Source organism: Streptomyces sp. NPDC093600, assembly GCF_044764755.1.
Lineage (GTDB): Bacteria > Actinomycetota > Actinomycetes > Streptomycetales > Streptomycetaceae > Streptomyces.
In genome coordinates this window covers 784,646-802,731 of record NZ_JBIWIU010000002.1, presented here as the reverse complement: position 1 = coordinate 802,731, position 18,086 = coordinate 784,646, and the positions used below count along the sequence as shown (strand labels likewise).

The 18,086-nt window shown below is 71.8% G+C and carries 14 protein-coding genes; 7 read left to right on the top strand and 7 right to left on the bottom strand.

Going from position 1 to position 18,086, the window contains the following annotated elements:
• Window positions 1-58 precede the first annotated feature (58 nt).
• Window positions 59-988 (top strand): hypothetical protein, encoded by a 930-nt coding sequence (locus ACIRB4_RS09285; RefSeq protein ID WP_403289458.1) that lies wholly within the window; start codon window positions 59-61, stop codon window positions 986-988.
• Window positions 989-1,064: 76 nt separating this feature from the next.
• Here ACIRB4_RS09285 and ACIRB4_RS09280 read toward each other — a convergent pair whose 3' ends face one another.
• Entirely contained in the window at window positions 1,065-1,490 is a 426-nt protein-coding gene (locus tag ACIRB4_RS09280) for a Rieske (2Fe-2S) protein (RefSeq protein WP_403289457.1), read from the bottom strand.
• A 123-nt stretch (window positions 1,491-1,613) separates the two neighbouring features.
• Between ACIRB4_RS09280 and ACIRB4_RS09275 the strand changes: the two genes are divergently transcribed.
• On the top strand, window positions 1,614-2,516 hold the full coding sequence (locus ACIRB4_RS09275; RefSeq protein ID WP_403289456.1) for a carbohydrate kinase: 903 nt from the start codon (window positions 1,614-1,616) through the stop codon (window positions 2,514-2,516).
• 174 nt (window positions 2,517-2,690) lie between these two features.
• Here ACIRB4_RS09275 and uvrA read toward each other — a convergent pair whose 3' ends face one another.
• The gene (gene uvrA / locus ACIRB4_RS09270) at window positions 2,691-5,660 is read right to left on the bottom strand and encodes an excinuclease ABC subunit UvrA (protein ID WP_403289455.1); all 2,970 of its coding nucleotides are present in this window, start codon (window positions 5,658-5,660) and stop codon (window positions 2,691-2,693) included.
• Window positions 5,661-5,858: 198 nt separating this feature from the next.
• Here uvrA and ACIRB4_RS09265 point away from each other — a divergent pair, with 198 nt between their 5' ends.
• The 3 genes from ACIRB4_RS09265 to ACIRB4_RS09255 all read left to right on the top strand — a co-directional run bounded on the left by ACIRB4_RS09265 (window position 5,859) and on the right by ACIRB4_RS09255 (window position 8,668).
• Window positions 5,859-6,548: a maleylpyruvate isomerase family mycothiol-dependent enzyme gene (locus ACIRB4_RS09265; RefSeq protein ID WP_403289454.1), complete on the top strand. Its 690-nt coding sequence runs from the start codon at window positions 5,859-5,861 to the stop codon at window positions 6,546-6,548.
• A gap of 35 nt (window positions 6,549-6,583) precedes the next feature.
• Complete coding sequence (locus ACIRB4_RS09260) at window positions 6,584-7,240, top strand: MBL fold metallo-hydrolase (RefSeq protein WP_403289453.1); 657 nt, start codon at window positions 6,584-6,586, stop codon at window positions 7,238-7,240.
• 147 nt (window positions 7,241-7,387) lie between these two features.
• Complete coding sequence (locus ACIRB4_RS09255; RefSeq protein WP_403289672.1) at window positions 7,388-8,668, top strand: MFS transporter; 1,281 nt, start codon at window positions 7,388-7,390, stop codon at window positions 8,666-8,668.
• Between the two features lie 106 nt (window positions 8,669-8,774).
• On the opposite strand, the gene ACIRB4_RS09250 is transcribed toward ACIRB4_RS09255, so the two are convergent.
• From ACIRB4_RS09250 to ACIRB4_RS09230, 5 genes are all read right to left on the bottom strand, one after another.
• Window positions 8,775-9,785 carry a TerC/Alx family metal homeostasis membrane protein gene (locus tag ACIRB4_RS09250; protein WP_403289452.1) on the bottom strand — a complete coding sequence of 337 codons (1,011 nt, stop codon included), beginning with the start codon at window positions 9,783-9,785 and terminating at the stop codon, window positions 8,775-8,777.
• Window positions 9,786-10,027: 242 nt separating this feature from the next.
• The gene (locus tag ACIRB4_RS09245) at window positions 10,028-11,962 is read right to left on the bottom strand and encodes a TerD family protein (protein WP_403289450.1); all 1,935 of its coding nucleotides are present in this window, start codon (window positions 11,960-11,962) and stop codon (window positions 10,028-10,030) included.
• Between the two features lie 86 nt (window positions 11,963-12,048).
• Window positions 12,049-12,627 (bottom strand): TerD family protein, encoded by a 579-nt coding sequence (locus ACIRB4_RS09240; protein ID WP_403289449.1) that lies wholly within the window; start codon window positions 12,625-12,627, stop codon window positions 12,049-12,051.
• 152 nt (window positions 12,628-12,779) lie between these two features.
• A complete protein-coding gene (gene uvrB / locus ACIRB4_RS09235) occupies window positions 12,780-14,933 on the bottom strand; it encodes an excinuclease ABC subunit UvrB (RefSeq protein WP_403289448.1) in 2,154 nt (717 codons plus the stop codon).
• Window positions 14,934-15,007: 74 nt separating this feature from the next.
• A complete protein-coding gene (locus tag ACIRB4_RS09230; RefSeq protein WP_403289447.1) occupies window positions 15,008-15,925 on the bottom strand; it encodes an MHYT domain-containing protein in 918 nt (305 codons plus the stop codon).
• Window positions 15,926-16,108: 183 nt separating this feature from the next.
• On the opposite strand from ACIRB4_RS09230, the gene ACIRB4_RS09225 reads away from it, so the two are divergent.
• On the top strand, window positions 16,109-16,642 hold the full coding sequence (locus ACIRB4_RS09225; protein WP_403289446.1) for a methylated-DNA--[protein]-cysteine S-methyltransferase: 534 nt from the start codon (window positions 16,109-16,111) through the stop codon (window positions 16,640-16,642).
• Between the two features lie 110 nt (window positions 16,643-16,752).
• Window positions 16,753-18,054: an MFS transporter gene (locus ACIRB4_RS09220; protein WP_403289445.1), complete on the top strand. Its 1,302-nt coding sequence runs from the start codon at window positions 16,753-16,755 to the stop codon at window positions 18,052-18,054.
• The last annotated feature ends 32 nt before the right edge of the window (window positions 18,055-18,086 follow it).

Below are 18,086 nucleotides of genomic sequence, written 5' to 3'. Positions count from 1 at the left end.
CCCCACCGGCGGAACAGCGGTCCGCCACACCGTCGTGAACGTTCACTGAGGAGTCCCCATGGGGCACACCGAGGCGGATCTGGCGCAGTTGCTGCACACCGGTCCGTTCCATCTGGCGCTGCGCACGGCGCTCGCGGTGCGTGGTCTTCCGCTCCAGCGTGTCCAGCACCATCTGGCGCATCGTGGGATCAAGGTCGGGGTGACCAGCCTCAGTTACTGGCAGCAGGGTGCTCGCCGGCCGCAGCGGCCCGAGTCGATGAAGGCGGTCCGCGCCCTGGAGGAGGTGCTCCAGCTGCCGGGGAACTCCCTCATCCGGCTGCTGACCGAGGGCGCCACCGCGCGCGGTGACGTCGAGCGGCCGGTGGCCCGTTCGTACCGCTCCCTCGTGGAGGCGTCGGGCGTGGTGGAGGAGTTGATCGCCGGTCTGGAGTCACCGGTGGACGGCGGGCTGCACACGGTCGGCCATCACGAGCGGGTGCGGATCGGTGCCGAGCGGGAGATGGTGGGGCGCGACTCGCAGCATGTGGTGCGGGCCCACCGGGACGGGGTGGACCGCTATGTGGCCATCCACCACGGGGATCCGGGCTGCGACCCGTCCCGGGTGGAGGTCCGGGCGACGGAGAACTGCCGTACGGGTCGGGTGCGTTGGGACCGCGAGACGGGTGTGGTGATCGCGGAGCTGCTGTTCGACGCGCGGCTGCGGGCCGGCGAGACGTATCTCTTCGGGTACGGCTTCGAGGACGGGACGGCGGGCGCGAGCGGTGAGTACGTCCGGGGGTTCACCTACGCGGGCGGGCAGTACGTGCTGCAGGTCCGGTTCGACGAGGCGGCGCTGCCCGTGCGCTGCCGGCGTTTCACCCAGAGCTCGGCCGGTGCGCCGCGCGGCGGCCGCTCGCAGCTCACGCTGAGCGGGCGGCACCGCACGGTCCATCTGGTGGAGCAGGGGGTACGGCCGGGGCTTCTGGGGATCGACTGGGACTGGGCGTGACGCCGGGGGTATCGCGGCTCCGGGGCGGGGGCCCGGTCTACGCGTCGGGGCGCGGGTTACGCCTCCGAGCCCGGGTTCACGCCTCGGGGCCCGCGATCAGTCTGCCGTTCTCGACGCGGACCGGGACCTCGGGGAGCGGGACGGTGGCCGGGCCCTTGAGCGCCTTGCCCGTGGTCACGTCGAAGCGGCTGCCGTGGCAGGGGCAGTTGCCCTCGTTGTCCTCGATCCTGTCGAGGACGCAGCCGGCGTGGGTGCACTGGGCGCTGAACGCCGTGTACCGGCCCGCGGCCGGGCAGCTCACCAGGACCCGCTGCTCGCGGTAGAGCTTGGCGCCGCCGACGGGCACCTCCTCGGGGGCGCCGAGGTCGACCGGGGCGGTCGGCGTGGGGACCCGGGCGTGGCCGAGCTTGGACTCGGTGGAGCAGGCGGCGACACCCAGCCCCGCGGCGCCGGCCAGGGCCGCGCCTTTCAGTACGGTGCGGCGGGGGGTCTGGGCGGGCATGGGGGCTCCACGGTGCGATCGGGGCATGAGGTGACCGAACCGACGATACCGGCGCGGTTCCGGGCGGCTTCGCGAGGCCCCTGCGGGCTGTGCCGCCGCCGGGCATGGGTTACGTTCACGGGCGTGATCGTCGTCGCCGGTGAGTCCCTGATCGACCTGGTCCCGGAGGGGGCGGGCGCCGTACCGCCGTCCCCGCTGGCGCCGCTGGTGCCGAGGCCCGGCGGCGGCCCGTACAACACGGCCGTGGCGCTGGGCCGGCTCGGGGCGGACGTGGCCTTCTGCTCGCGGGCCTCCACGGACGCCTTCGGCGAGGCGCTGGTGGAGGGTCTGCGGGCGGCGGGTGTCTCGGACGCGCTCGTGCAGCGCGGGCCCGAGCCGACGACGCTGGCGGTCGCCTCGGTCGGTCCGGACGGTTCGGCGCGGTACGGCTTCTACGTCGAGGGCACGGCCGACCGTCTCTTCGCCCTCCCCGAGCGCCTTCCGGCGGATGTGCGCTCGCTGGCCTTCGGGACGTGTTCGCTGGCCCTGGAGCCGGGCGCGAGCGCCTACGAGGCGCTGCTGCGGCGTGAGGCGGGGCGGGGGGCCTTCACGCTCCTGGACCCGAACATCCGGCCCGGTCTCATCCCGGACGCGGCGGACTACCGGGAGCGCTTCGCGGGCTGGCTGCCGTACGTCTCGCTCCTGAAGCTCTCGGAGGAGGACGCGTCCTGGCTGGGCGGGACCCCGGCCGAGTGGCTCCGGCGGGGCCCTTCGGCGGTGGTGCTGACGCGGGGGGCCGCGGGTCTGACGGTGTTCAGCGCCGCCGGTGAGGTGTCGGTGCCCGCGGTCGGCGTACGGGTCGCGGACACGATCGGCGCCGGTGACACGGTGAACGCGGCGCTTCTGCACGGCCTGGCGGACCGCCCGGTGGAATCGCTGGACTCCGGCGCCTGGAAGGAGCTCCTGACGTACGCGGCGAAGGCGGCGGCGGTCACCTGCACCCGCGTGGGCGCGGAGCCGCCGTACGCGGCCGAACTGACTGCCTGACGCCGCCCCGTCGACAACCGGAAGCGCAACCCGTCCGGCGGGGCGAAGCGCCCGCACTCCCAGCCCGTCCGGCGCTGAGGACCGGGGTCCGGGGCGGCGCCCCGGTTCGGGAAGGGGCGGGGTGGGGGCAAGCCCGCCGCAGGCGCTCCTGTTCCCCACCCCGCTCCGTCGCCGTCACCCCTTGCGCGCGCGAGCCACCGTCTTCTTGGCCGCCGCCTTCTTCGCCGGGGCCTTGGTCGCCGTCTTCTTCGCGGTCTTGGACGCGCCGCGCGCCGCCGGGATGGTGGCGTCGCTGATCCGGTCCGCGCCGAGGATCTCGCGCAGGAACTTGCCGGTGTGGCTCGCCGGGACCGACGCCACCTCCTCGGGCGTGCCCTCGGCGATCACCAGACCGCCGCCGCTGCCGCCCTCCGGACCCATGTCGACGACCCAGTCCGCGGTCTTGATGACATCGAGGTTGTGCTCGATGACGATCACGGAGTTGCCCTTGTCGACCAGACCGGACAGGACCTTGATCAGCTTCGAGATGTCCTCGAAGTGCAGACCCGTGGTCGGCTCGTCCAGGACGTAGACCGTGCGGCCCGTCGACCGCTTCTGCAGCTCGGAGGCGAGCTTCACGCGCTGCGCCTCACCGCCCGACAGCGTCGGCGCGGACTGGCCGAGGCGGACGTATCCGAGCCCGACCTCGTTGAGCGTGCGCAGATGACGGGCGATCGTCGGGACGGCCTCGAAGAAGTCCAGGGCCTCCTCGATCGGCATGTCCAGGACCTCGGCGATGGACTTGCCCTTGTAGTGGACCTCCAGGGTCTCCCGGTTGTACCGGGCGCCGTGGCAGACCTCGCACGGGACGTACACGTCCGGGAGGAAGTTCATCTCGATCTTGATGGTGCCGTCGCCGGAGCAGTTCTCGCAGCGGCCGCCCTTGACGTTGAAGGAGAACCGGCCGGGCAGATAGCCGCGGACCTTCGCCTCCATCGTCTCGGCGAAGAGCTTGCGGACGTGGTCGAAGACGCCGGTGTACGTCGCGGGGTTGGAGCGCGGGGTGCGGCCGATCGGCGACTGGTCGACATGGACGACCTTGTCGACGAGGTCGTCGCCCGCCACGCGCGTGTGCCGCCCGGGCACCGACTTGGCGCCGTTCAGCTCGCGCGCCAGGTGGGTGTAGAGGATGTCGTTGACCAGCGTCGACTTGCCGGAGCCGGAGACTCCGGTGACGGCCGTGAGCACACCCAGCGGGAAGGAGACGTCGATGTCCCGCAGGTTGTTCTCGCGGGCGCCGTGCACCGTGAGGCGGCGCGAGGGGTCCACGGGGCGGCGGATGTCCGGCGTCGCGATGGCCCTGTGCCCCGAGAGGTACTGCCCGGTCATCGACTCCTTGTTGGTGAGCAGCTCGGCGAGGGGGCCGGAGTGGACGACCTTGCCGCCGTGCTCGCCGGCGCCGGGGCCGATGTCGACGACCCAGTCGGCGACCTTGATGGTGTCCTCGTCGTGCTCGACGACGATGAGGGTGTTGCCCATGTCCCGCAGCCGGACCAGGGTCTCGATCAGCCGGTGGTTGTCGCGCTGGTGCAGCCCGATGGACGGCTCGTCCAGGACGTACAGCACACCGACCAGGCCGGAGCCGATCTGCGTGGCGAGCCGAATGCGCTGGGCCTCGCCGCCGGAGAGGGTGCCGGCCGCGCGGTTGAGGGAGAGGTAGTCGAGGCCGACGTCGACGAGGAACCGCAGCCGTTCGTTGACCTCCTTCAGGACCCGCTCGGCGATCTTCTTGTCGCGGGCGTTCAGCGTGAGGCGGCCGAGGAACTCGGCGCACTCGCTGATCGACATCGAGGAGACCTCGGCGATGGACCGCTCCATGACCGTGACCGCGAGGACGATCGGCTTGAGGCGGGTGCCCTCGCAGGTGGGGCAGGGCACCTCGCGCATATAGCCCTCGAAGCGCTCCCGGCTGGAGTCGCTCTCGGCCTCGCTGTGGCGCCGCTTGACGAAGGAGACGGCTCCCTCGAAGGCCGGGGTGGTGTACGCCCGCTCCCTGCCGTACCGGTTGCGGTAGCGGACCTCGACCTGGGTCTTGTGGCCGTACATCAGAGCCTTCTTGGCGCGCGCGGGCAGCCCGGCGTACGGGATGTCCGTGCGGAAGCCGAGCGCCTGGGCGAGCCCGCCGATGAGCCGGCCGAAGTACTCCTTGGTGTGGCCGTGCGACCAGGGGTGGATGGCGCCCTCGTCGAGGGACCGGTCCTCGTCCGGGACGATCAGCTCCGGGTCGACCTCCATGCGGGTGCCGATGCCGGTGCAGTCGGGGCAGGCTCCGAAGGGCGAGTTGAAGGAGAAGGAGCGCGGCTCCAGCTCTTCGAAGGACAGGTCGTCGTACGGGCAGTACAGGTGCTCGGAGTACATCCGCTCGCGCTCGGGGTCGTCCTCGGCGAGGTCGACGAAGTCGAGCACGACCATGCCGCCGGAGAGCCCGAGCGCGGTCTCGACGGAGTCGGTGAGCCGGCGCTTGGCGCTGTCCTTGACGGTGAGGCGGTCGACGACCACCTCGATCGTGTGCTTCTCCTGCTTCTTCAGCGTCGGCGGTTCGCTGAGCTGCACGGTCACGCCGTCGACCCGCGCCCGGCTGTAGCCCTTGGTCTGGAGGTCGGCGAAGAGGTCGACGAACTCTCCCTTGCGCTCGCGCACGAGCGGGGAGAGGACCTGGAAGCGGCTGCCCTCGGGCAGCTCCAGGACCTTGTCGACGATGGCCTGCGGCGACTGCCGGGAGATCGGCCGGCGGCACTCGGGACAGTGCGGCTTGCCGATGCGCGCGAAGAGCAGGCGGAGGTAGTCGTAGACCTCCGTGATGGTGCCGACCGTGGAGCGCGGGTTGCGCGAGGTCGACTTCTGGTCGATGGAGACGGCGGGCGAGAGGCCCTCGATGAAGTCGACGTCCGGCTTGTCCATCTGGCCGAGGAACTGCCGGGCGTACGAGGAGAGCGATTCGACGTACCGGCGCTGCCCCTCGGCGAAGATCGTGTCGAAGGCGAGGGAGGACTTGCCCGACCCGGAGAGCCCGGTGAAGACGATGAGGGAGTCACGCGGGAGGTCGAGCGAGACGTTCTTGAGGTTGTGCTCGCGAGCGCCACGAACGATGAGACGGTCGGCCACGCCGGTCCGCACCTTTCTTGAGAGAGCGGAGGCACAGGAGTGCGGGTCGCAGATATGCCTGGATGCGTCTGGATGTATCTGAATGTCCAACAACCAAGGATGCCGGATGCTTCCACCGAGCCTATAGCACGCACATTCGATTTCCGGCCTCTCCCCGCCCGCTTCACCCGAACGAGTGGCGGCGCTAGGGTCGGCGCCATGATCGACCATGTGCGTGACCTGGCCTCTGTACGTGAAGCGACCGACCGGCTGCTCGACGCCGCCGCCTCATGGGACAACGCGACGGTGACCCAGCCGTCACGGCTCCCCGGCTGGAGCCGCGGCCATCTCCTCGCCCACCTCGCCCGCAACGCCGACGCCCTGGTGAACGTTCTCCAGGGCCGGCCCATGTACGCCTCCGCCGAGGCGCGCGACGCCGACATCGAGCGCGGCGCCGGCCGGCCCCTCGACGTCCAGCTCGACGACGTCCGGGCGACCGCCGAGCGCTTCGACGCCGTCGGGCGCGAGCCCGCCGACTGGGACCGGATCGTGGAGCTCCGCAACGGCGTCACCGACCGCGCGGCGCGGGTCCCCTTCCGCCGCTGGGTGGAGGTGGCCCTGCACCACGTCGACCTCGGGGTCGGCTACGAGCTGGAGGACCTGCCCGAGGACTTCGTCCTGCGGGAGATCGACTTCCTGGCGGAGCGATTCGCGGGCCACAAGGACGTGCCGTCGACCGGCATCCGGGCCGAGGGCGGCCGGATGTGGACGACGGGCGGCGGCGCGGAGGGCGGCCCGGTGGCCGTCTCCGGCCCCGCGCCCGAGGTGCTCGGCTGGCTCGCCGGCCGCCGCGACGGCTCCGCCCTGAAGGTCGAGGGCGGCCCGCTTCCCCAGCTCCCGCCGTTGTGACCCCCGGTGTCGGTGCCCGGCGATAGTCTGAGCCCATGACGTACAGCGGAGTGGTGAAGGTCGGCGGGCCGGCGGACGTGCATGAGCTGTCGGACCTGATGATCTCCAAGGTCGCCGTCGGCCCGGCGGACAACAACGCCTATCTGCTGCGCTGCCGGGCGACCGGCGAGCAGCTGCTGATCGACGCGGCCAACGACGCCCGTACGCTGCTGACGCTGATCGGTGACGACGGCATCGCCTCCGTCGTCACCACCCACCAGCACGGCGACCACTGGCAGGCGCTGGCCGAGGTGGTCGCCGCGACCGGCGCCCGGACGTACGCCGGGGCGTACGACGCCGACGGGATCCCGGTCCCGACCGATGTGCGGGTCGAGGACGGCGACACGATCCGGGTCGGCCGGGTCGAGCTGACCGCCCGCCATCTGGTCGGGCACACCCCCGGCTCGATCGCCCTGGTCTACGACGACCCGCACGGCCACCCGCACGTGTTCACCGGCGACTGCCTCTTCCCGGGCGGCGTGGGGAACACCTGGGAGGACCCGGAAGCCTTCGCCAACCTCCTCCACGACGTCGAGACCAAGCTCTTCGCCGTACTGCCGGACGAGACCTGGGTCTACCCCGGCCACGGCAAGGACACCACCCTCGGCGACGAGCGGCCGCACCTCGCCGAGTGGCGCGAGCGCGGCTGGTAGCGGCCGTACGGGGCCGCCGGAGGTGAGGCGCGCGGCATCGCGCCGCGCGCTTCCGCACACCCGTAACCCACTCGCGGGCCGCGTAGTTGGCGCGGCATGCACGACAGTCACTCCCCACCCCCTCCACGGCCGCCGTCCGCCCCCTCCATGGCGCGGCTCGCCGCCGCCTCGCTCGTCGGCACGGCCATCGAGTTCTTCGACTTCTTCGTCTACGGAACGGCCGCCGCGCTCGTCCTCGGCCCGCTGTTCTTCCCGACCTTCTCCCCCCTCGCCGGGACGCTGGCCGCCTTCGGCACCTTCGCCGTGGGCTTCGTCGCCCGCCCGCTCGGCTCCGCGCTCTTCGGCCACATCGGCGACCGCTACGGGCGGCGCCCGGTCATGTTCGCGTCGCTGGTGCTGACCGGCTGTGCCACGGTCGCGGTCGGATGTGTCCCCTCGTACGCGACCCTCGGCATCACCGCTCCCGTCCTCCTGCTCGTCCTGCGCTTTCTGCAGGGGCTCGGCCTGGGCGGCGAGTGGGGCGGCGCGGTGCTGCTGACGGCCGAGCACGCGCCGGAGCGGCGGCGCGCGCTGTGGGCGAGCTTTCCGCAGATCGGGCCGCCGGTGGGCTTTCTGCTGGCCAACGGTGTGATGCTGGCGCTCTCCGCCGGGCTGACCGACGCGCAGTTCCGTGAGTGGGGCTGGCGGGTGCCGTTCTGGGCGGCCGGGCTGCTCGCCGCGGGCGGGCTGCTGCTGCGCTCGTCGCTGGCCGAGACCCCGCAGTTCAAGGAGCTGGCCGCGTCGGGCCGGCGGGCGAACGCGCCCCTGGCGGAGGTGGCGCGCGGCCACTGGCGTCTGGTGCTGCTGACGGCGGGAGCGCTCGCGGTCGGGTACGCCGTCTTCTACACCGTCTCCACGTGGGCCCTCGCCTACGGCACCGAGCGGCTCGGGGTCGACCGCACCGTGATGCTGGTCTGCGTCATGGGGGCGGTGGCGATCAGCGGCGTCGTGACGCCGTTCGTCGCGCTGCTCGGCGACCGCTACGGCCGACGGCCGCTGTGCCTGGTGGGCTGCGCCGCCTCCGCGGTCTGGATGTTCCCCATGGTGGGGCTGCTGCACACCGCCCGGCCGGTGCCGATGTTCCTCGGGTTCACGGGCGCCCTGCTGGCGTTCATCACGATGTTCGCGGTGGTCGCCGCGTACCTTCCGGAGCTGTACGAGCCTCGGGTGCGGTGCACGGGCGCGGCGGTCGGTTACAACCTCGCCGGTGTGCTGGGCGGGGCGCTGACACCGATCGTCGCGACGGCCGTCTCGGCCGGCGGTACGGGCGCGCCCTGGGGCGTGGCGGCCTATCTGACGGTGGTGGCGCTGGTGAGCCTGGGGTGCTTCGCCCTGCTTCCGGAGACGCTTCCGGCCCGGACGGAGGCTCCGGAGAAGGCGCGGGTCTGAGAGAGGCCCCAGCCGCTCGGCGCGGGCCCCGGAACGCGCCGCGGCCGGTGCGGGCGGTGGTGTGCCGCCCGCACCGGCCGCGGTGCGCTGTGTCCGAACGGGGCGGTCAGGCCCCGACGCTGTCCTTCTCGGTCTCGCCGGAGTCCACGGACTTCGTGGACTGCGCGGCCTCGGCCGCCTCGCGCTCCGCCTGCTTCTTGGAGGCGATCAGGCTGGTGATCGTCGTGACGATCAGAACGCCGCAGATGACGGTGAGCGAGAACGGGATGGAGATCTCGGGGACGTGCACCCCGGACTCGTGCAGTGCGTGCAGCACCAGTTTCACGCCGATGAAGCCGAGGATCACCGACAGGCCGTAGCTGAGGTGGACCAGCTTCTTCAGCAGGCCGCCGATCAGGAAGTACAGCTGCCGCAGACCCATCAGGGCGAAGGCGTTGGCGGTGAAGACGATGTACGGGTCCTGGGTGAGGCCGAAGATCGCCGGGATCGAGTCGAGGGCGAAGAGCACGTCGGTGGTGCCGATGGCCAGCATGACGACCATCAGCGGGGTCAGCACCCGCTTGCCGTTCACCTTCAGGAAGAGCTTCGTGCCGTGGTACTTGTCGGCGACGCCGAACTTCTTCTCGATGGACTTGAGGAGACGGTTCTCCTCGAACTCCTCCTCCTCGTCATGGCTGCGCGCCTCCTGGATGAGCTTCCAGGCGGTGTAGATCAGGAACGCGCCGAAGATGTAGAACACCCAGGAGAAGCTGGCGATGATCGCGGCGCCGGCGGCGATGAAGATCGCGCGCAGGACGAGGGCGATCAGCACACCGATGAGCAGCACACGCTGCTGGAGGTGGGAGGGTACCGAGAACTTCGCCATGATCAGGACGAAGACGAAGAGGTTGTCGACGCTGAGCGACTTCTCGGTGATGAAGCCGGCGAAGAACTCGCCGGACGCCTGGCTGTTGCCGAAGAACAGCAGTCCCAGGCCGAAGAGCACGGCGAGGACGATCCAGACGACCGTCCAGGTCCCGGCTTCCTTGATCGATACGTCGTGGGGCTTGCGCCCGATGAAGAAGTCGATAGCGATGAGGGCGGTCAGACCGAGAATGGTCAGCACCCACAGGCTCATTGAAACGTCCACTGCGCCTCCGGCGTCGTACGGCTACTGATCAGCGTCGTCGCTGCCGGAGGTCTCTTCCACCCGGGCCCTTGAGGGCGACCGGGCCGACGCCCCGGGATCAGACCGCTCAGGATCTGTCCGTATTGACGGGAACGCCGCACCTGGGGAGTACTCCCCTCCGCGCCGAGAAGATTACCCGAAGAACCAAGAGAAGGTAAAGCGAAGGGTAAAGGATCCCCCAAAGAGGCAGGTCAGCCCCATTGCCGACGGGCTTCGGCGACCTGCGCCAGGACCTGGCGGAGCACCTGGCTGCCGGACGGAAGCCGGGGCGGCTCGTACGTCCAGGCATGGCCGACCCAGGGGTCGGCGAGGTGGTCGTCGGCCACGGGGGTGAGCCGCAGCAGCGAGCGCCACAGCGGGTCGAGGACCGGGCCGTACGCGGAGGCGTCCTCGCGGTCGGCGACCATCAGCAGATGGACTCCGACCGCCGGGCCCTCGTCCGCGAGATAGCGGAGCCGGGTGACCGCCCGGTCGTCGAAGCCGTGCGGGAAGTCGTGGACGATCAGCAGCTGCTCGGCGGTGTCCATGCCGGGCGGCAGCGCGTCGGCGGCGCCGGCCCTGATCGCCATCTGGAGCAGGTCGACCCGCTCGGTGAGCTGCGCGAGGACGGCGTCGACCCCGGCGGGTCCGGCGGCCGGCGGTCCGGCGAGGACGCCCGCCTCGACGAGCGGCGCGAGGGAGGCGGCGCCCGCGCCCGCCGGGTCGATGACATGGACGGCGAACTCGCCGGACGGGTACACGGCCAGCAGCCGGGCGGCATGGGCGACGGCGGCGTCCATGGCGAGGCGGCGCAGCTCGGCCGCGTCGAGCAGCCCCGCGGCCTCCGAGCGGCCGCGCCCGCTGTCCACCCACAGCCCCCGCTCCAGTGGGAGCCGGACCAGCATGGGGATGCGCAGATCGGTGCGCTCGGGCAGATGCAGGTCGCCGAGGCGGACGGCCAGGGGGGCCTCCATCGGGACGCGGTAGGCGTGCCAGACGGGGTTGTCCCAGCGGGCGAAGGCGGCGGGCAGCGCGGGCTCGACGACCTGGGCCTCGGCGGCCAGCTGGGCGAGGTCCCGGTCCAGGGCCTCCTGGGCGCGGGCGGTGAGCTCGTCGCGCTTGGCGCGAGCCGCCTCACGGGCGGCGTCCCCGGCGCCGCCGATCCGGCTCCGCGGGTCGGACAGGGCGCGGTCGAGCTCCTGGTCGAGACGGGACTCGGCGAAGTCGCAGGCGCTGCGGTACGCGGCGGCGGTGCGGGCCAGGTCCTCGAACATGCCCCACACCTGGTTGTAGAGCCGCTCGTCCATGGACCAGCCGGCGGCGTCCCCGGCGACGGGAACGGGCGGAGCGGGCCGGGCCTCGGGCGCGGCGGTCGGCCTGCGGGGGTGGGCGTAGTTGATGGGTCCGCCCGGGGCGGACGCGGCGGAGCCGGTGGTCGCGCCGGACAGGCCCGGCGTACCCGGCGCCGGGGCCGGGGTCGGGGCCGTGGCCGGTGGGGGCGGCGTCGGGGCCGCGTCCGAGGCCGTCGCCGGCGACGGTTGGCGCACCCGCTCGGCGTCGGGCAGACGCGGAGGCGGGGCCGAGACCGATCGGGCCATGCCCTGGGCCACGGCGTCCAGGATCGAGGCGGCGAGCTCGGCGGGCCGCTCCGCGCCGTGGTCGGCGAGCATGGCCGCGAGACCGCCTTCGTACCCCTGGCCCATGGCGCGGACCTTCCAGGCGCCCTGGCGGCGGTACAGCTCGACGGCGACGACGGCGGACTCGCGGTCGAGGCCCGCGATGGTGAAGGTGGCGATCTCGGTGCCGTCGAGGCCGGTGACCGCGACGAAGGGCGCGGCGACGGCGCCGAAGCGGGCCGGGCCGCCGACGCCCACGGGCAGCGCCAGGAGGACCGAGACCAGATGCACGCCGGCCGGAAGCGCTTCGAGGTCGACGGCGAGGCGGTGATCGGCGGCGGCCTGCTGCGAGACCTCCACGCCGGGCAGCGAGGGCGAGCCGGGGTGGGCGATCCACTCGGCCCCGCCCATCCTGCCCCGCTCGTCGCAGAGGGTGGCGCCGGCGACGACCGGATGGCCGGCCGACACCCGGATCTCCAGTCGGGTGTCGGGCAGGGGGTGGTTCTGCCCCCGGACCAGCTCGGCCGTCATCGACTCTGTCCCCTCGGGTGTGTGGATAGGACAGCTCCCGGCGGCCTGCTGCCTCCGGGAGCTGTGGGTGCGCCTGCGGTGCCGGTCTACAGATGCGGCAGGATCGCGGGCATGAGGTCCTGGAACGTACGGCCGTTGGCCGGGTTGCCCAGGGCGGTCATCTGCCAGCCGGAACCGGCGCGGTGCACCTTCGCCATGATCTGCGCGGTGTACTGGCCGCCGCCGTCCAGGGTGTAGCGCGCGAGCTCCTGGCCGTTGGTCTCGTCGACGATCCGGCAGAAGGCGTTCTGCACCTCCTGGAACGTCTGGCCGGTGAAGGAGTTCACCGTGAAGACGATCTGGTCGATGTGGACGGGTAGGCGCTCGAGGTCGACCAGGATCGACTCGTCGTCGCCGCCCTGGCCGGCGCCGCCGACCAGGTTGTCACCGGTGTGGCGGACCGAGCCGTCGTCGCTGACCAGATGACGGAAGAAGACCACGTCCACCGGCTGCTTGTCGGCGAAGAGCACCGCGGAGGCGTCCAGGTCGACCTCCCGGGTGCGCGAGCCGAACAGGCCGCGGCGCGGCGCCGCCCGCCAGCCGAGCCCCATCCGTACCGACGTAAGGGACCCCCCGCCCTGCTTCTCCAGGCTGATGGCCTGTCCCTTGGTCATGTTGACCGTCACGCGCTGTCCCCTCTCGTCGCTGTCCCCGCGGCCGTCCTGCTGTGCGTGCGGTTGACCAGCACCCTACGCAGGGGCACTGACAGCGCAGCAGACGCGGTCCGGTTTTGTGTCGGTCTTGCAACACATTGGACCGCGTCCGGGCCCGCGCGCCGTCAGGCGAGTCCCGCCTCCTTCATCTGGCGCAACTCCTTCTTCAGCTCCCCCACTTCGTCCCGGAGCCGGGCGGCCACCTCGAACTGCAGCTCCGCCGCGGCGGCGCGCATCCGGTCGGTCATCTCCTCGATGATGGCGGCCAGTTCGGTGGCCGGGCGGTCGCCGAGCTGCACCGTCGACCCCGCCGCTCCCGCCTTGCCGGCCTTGCCCCTTGTCTTGCCCGTGGCGCCGTGGGCGGCGAGGGAGGGCACGGGGGCCTTGGCGCCCTTGCCGTCCTTGGCCTGGCGGTAGCCGGTGCCGAGCAGCTGCTCCGTGTCGACCTCCTCGCGGGCGATGGTGGCCACGATGTCGTTGATCTTCTTGCGGAGCGGCTGCGGGTCGATGCCGTGGGCGGTGTTGTACGCGATCTGCTTCTCGCGGCGCCGGTTGGTCTCGTCGATGGCCTTCTCCATCGCCGGCGTGATCGTGTCCGCGTACATGTGGACCTGGCCCGAGACGTTGCGCGCCGCGCGGCCGATGGTCTGGATCAGCGAGGTGCCGGAGCGCAGGAAGCCCTGCTTGTCGGCGTCGAGGATGGCGACCAGCGACACCTCGGGCAGGTCGAGGCCCTCACGGAGCAGGTTGATGCCGACCAGGACGTCGTACTCGCCGGACCGCAGTTCGCGCAGCAGCTCGATACGGCGCAGGGTGTCGACGTCGCTGTGCAGATAACGGACCTGGATGCCGAGTTCGAGGAAGTAGTCGGTGAGGTCCTCGGCCATCTTCTTGGTGAGGGTGGTGACGAGCACGCGCTCGTCCTTCTCGGTGCGCAGCCGGATCTCGTGGACCAGGTCGTCGATCTGGCCCTCGGTGGGCTTGACGACGACCTGGGGGTCCACCAGGCCGGTGGGGCGGATGATCTGTTCGACGAAGCCGTCCGAGCGGGACAGCTCGTACGTGCCGGGGGTGGCGGAGAGATAGACCGTCTGGCCGATCCGCTGCTGGAACTCCTCCCACTTCAGCGGGCGGTTGTCGAGCGCGGAGGGGAGCCGGAACCCGTGGTCGACGAGGGTCCGCTTGCGGGAGGCGTCGCCTTCGTACATCGCGCCGATCTGCGGGACGGTGACGTGCGACTCGTCGATGACGAGCAGGAAGTCCTCGGGGAAGTAGTCGAGGAGCGTGTTGGGAGCGGAGCCGGGCTCGCGGTCGTCGAAGTGCATGGAGTAGTTCTCGATGCCGGAGCAGGAGCCGATCTGGCGCATCATCTCGATGTCGTACGTCGTCCGCATGCGCAGGCGCTGGGACTCCAGCATCTTGCCCTGCTTGTCGAGTTCGGCGAGGCGGGTCTCGAGCTCGCGCTCGATGCCGTTGATCGCCTTCTCCATGCGCTCGGGGCCGGCCACATAGTGGCTGGCGGGGAAGACGTACAGCTCTCGGTCCTCGCTGATGATCTCGCCGGTGAGCGGGTGGAGCGTGGAGAGCGCCTCGATCTCGTCGCCGAACATCTCGATGCGGACGGCGAGCTCCTCATAGACCGGGAAGATCTCGATGGTGTCGCCGCGGACCCGGAAGGTGCCCCGGGTGAACGCGAGGTCGTTGCGGGTGTACTGGATGTCGACGAAGCGGCGCAGCAGCTGGTCGCGGTCGATCTCCTCGCCGACCTTGAGGGGGACCATGCGGTCGACGTACTCCTGGGGCGTTCCGAGGCCGTAGATGCAGGAGACGGAGGCCACCACGACGACGTCGCGGCGGGTGAGCAGCGAGTTCGTCGCGGAGTGGCGCAGCCGTTCGACCTCCTCGTTGATCGAGGAGTCCTTCTCGATGTAGGTGTCCGACTGCGGGACGTACGCCTCGGGCTGGTAGTAGTCGTAGTACGAGACGAAGTACTCGACGGCGTTGTTCGGCAGGAGCTCGCGGAACTCGTTCGCCAGCTGGGCGGCGAGGGTCTTGTTCGGCGCCATGACGAGCGTGGGGCGCTGCAGCTTCTCGATCATCCACGCGGTGGTCGCCGACTTTCCGGTGCCGGTGGCACCGAGCAGGACGACGTCCTTCTCGCCGGCGCGGATGCGCCGCTCGAGGTCGGCGATGGCCGTGGGCTGGTCGCCGCTGGGCTGGTAGGGGCTGACGACCTCGAAAGGCGCCACCGTACGTTCGATCTGGGAAACGGGCCGCATGCAACCACCGTACGACCCCCCACTGACAGTCGGGTGGTGAACGGTCGGGAGGTCCGGCCGCGGGGGTCCTCCGCTCACCAGTCCCGCGAGTGGTGGGCGCCCCGGCGGGCGCCGCGGCGGGCTCCCCGGCGCGCCTGCCGGCCGTAGGGCGGCCGGGACGACCAGTTGGCGGGCTCGCCGTAGGCGGCGGGGCGGCGCGGCGCGGGCACGCCGGGCCGGGGACCGCGCTGGGCGGCGGGCCGCTGCCGGTCTGGCTCGCCCATGACGAGCAGGGGGTCGAACATGACGACGACCGCGGCCAGGAGGAGGAAGACGGCGGGACCGATCAGCATCGGCAGCAGTGAGGTGGCGGGGTCTCCGGCGCCGGCACCGGAGAAGGCGGCCGTGTCGTGGAGGTGGACGTTGACCGCCGCCATGCCGGTGTAGTGCATACCACCGACGGCGAGGCCCATCACCATGCTGGCGCCGAGGCTGGCCAGAAATCCGTGGACCGAGACGGCGGCCCAGAGGGCGGCGGTGGCGGCCACGACCGCGATGACGACGGAGAGCGCGACGGTGAGGGTGTCGTACTCGATGCGCCCCTGGAGCCGCATTCCGGCCATGCCGAGGTAGTGCATGGTGGCGATGCCGAGGCCGGTGATCGTGCCGCCGGTGACCAGGGTGAGGGGGGCGGCGCCGCGGTACCCGACGATGAAGATGCCGATGCCGACCATCAGGACGGCGACGCCCAGGCTGGCGAAGGTGAGGGGTTTGTCGTAGCTGATGGGGGCCTGCCGGACGGTGAAGCCCATCATGGCGATGAAGTGCATCGTCCAGATGCCGGTGCCGATCGAGGTGGCTCCCAGCGCCAGCCAGCCGGCCTTGAAGGTGTTCCGGTTGCGGAGCGATCTGGTGGTGCAGCGCAGCCCCAGGGCGCCGCCGAGGCACGCCATGAGATAGGCGACCACCGGCGTGACGAGGCCGTAACTGAATCCGTCGACCGTGCCCTGCATGAGCGTGTGCCCTCCACCCGTGGCGCAACGTCGTCCGAAAACAGTCGGTACCGCTGAGTAGTGCTACGGGGCGAGATTATGGCGCGCGGGAGGCGCGGCGACCATGAGGTCCGGGAATTGGCGGGGGTGAGACCCCAGCGAGACCGGTCCGTGATGTCAGTGGCGGGTCGTACCGTGAGCGGCATGGACTCCACGGTGGAATGGGCGGTGGTCGACAGCGGCATCGGCCCGCTGTTGCTGGCCGCGACCGATCGCGGCCTGGTGAGCGTCGTCTTCCACGCCCGCGAGGCGGTGCGCGCGAGGGCGCTGGAACGGCTGGCGGGGCAGCTCGGTGCGGAGCCGGCGGAGTGTGCCACGGGCCGGCTGGACGAGCCGATACGGCAGCTCGCGGAGTATTTCTCCGGTGGGCGGCGGGAGTTCCGGACGCCTCTGGACTGGGCGTTGACGACCGGGTTCAACCGGCAGGTGCTGCGCGAGCTGGCGGAGGGTGTGCCGTACGGGGCGGTCGTGGGGTACGGCGAGCTCGCCCGGAGGGTCGGGCAGCCGGGCGCGGCGCAGGCGGTCGGGGCGGCGATGGGCGCCAATCCGCTTCCGGTGGTCGTGCCGTGCCATCGGGTGGTGGAGAGCGACGGCGGTCTCGGCGGGTTCGGCGGTGGTCTGGAGACGAAGCGGACGCTGCTGGCCCTGGAGGGCGTGCTGCCGCAGCCGCTGTTCTGAGCGGTCACGACGGAATCCACAGGAAGGCGCGACGGAATCCACAGGCATGCCCCCGGGGGGTATGCGCGGCGGGCGTTTACCTCCGGCGTGGCGGCTGGCACACTCACGTAATGCCCCAGACGCCCAGCGCCCCTGACGCGCCCGATACCGCTCCTGTCGGCGGCATCTCCGCCTCCGTCACGGCCTCCGCACTGCCCGCCCTGCGCCGACGCATCCAGGCCGTACTGATCGCCAGCCAGATACTCGGCGGGCTGGGCATCGCCATCGGCGTCTCGCTCGCCGCCGTGCTGGCCAAGGACGTCAGCGGCACGGAGGCCCTGTCGGGTCTGGCGTCGACGGCGTCGGTGGCCGGTCCGGCCCTGCTCGCGATGCCGCTGGCCGCTCTGATGGCCTCGCGGGGACGCCGTTCCGGACTCGTGCTCGCCTATCTGGTGGCGGTGCTGGGTGCCGGGGTCGTCGTCCTGGGGGCGGTCATCGACAACTTCCCGCTGCTCCTGGTCGGTCTGGTCGGCTTCGGCGCCGGGTCCTCCGCCAACCTGGCGGCCCGGTTCGCCGCCGCCGACCTCGCCGAGCCGGACCACCGGGGACGCGCCATCGCCACGGTGGTGTGGGCGACGACGATCGGTGCCGTCCTCGGCCCGAACGTCGCGGCGCCGGCCGGGGAGAGCGTCGCGGGCCTCGGCATTCCGGCGACGGCGGGGCCGTTCGTCTGGGCGGCCGGGGTGTTCCTGATCGCCGCCGCGATGGTGGCGCTGCTGCTGCGCCCGGACCCGCTGCTCACCGCCCGCGCCCTGGCCGGTCCCGAGGAGCGCGGGGAGGCCGGCGACCGATCCCTCAAGGCGGGGATGCGGGCCGTCCGGGCATCGGCGCGGGCCCGCCTCGCCCTGGTCACCGTGGCCGCCTCGCACACCGCGATGGTCTCGATCATGTCGATGACGCCGGTGGCGCTGAGCCACCACGGCGCGGGCATCCAGCTGATCGGCCTGGTGATCAGCGTCCATATCGCCGGCATGTACGCCTTCTCACCGGTGATGGGCTGGCTGTCGGACCGGCTGGGCCGGCTGTCCGTGATCGGCCTGGCGGTCGGTCTGCTCTCGGCGGCCGCGCTCCTCGCGGGCACGGCGGGGGCGAGCCACGCCCAGACCACCGCGGGTCTGTTCCTGCTGGGCCTCGGCTGGTCCGCGGGCCTGGTGTCGGGTTCGGCGCTGCTGACGGACTCGGTCCCGCAGGCGGCCAGGGCGGCGGTCCAGGGCCTCTCGGACTTCACGATGAACACGGCGGCGGGCGTCGGCGGCCTGATGGCGGGACTCATCGTCGCCAAGGCGGGCTACGGCTGGCTCAACGCGGTGGGCGCGTGCCTGCTGCTGCCGATGGCGGCGCTGGCGGTACGGGGAACGGTACGGCGGGGCTGACGGAGCTCATCCGGGAGGCGGCACCGGCCGGG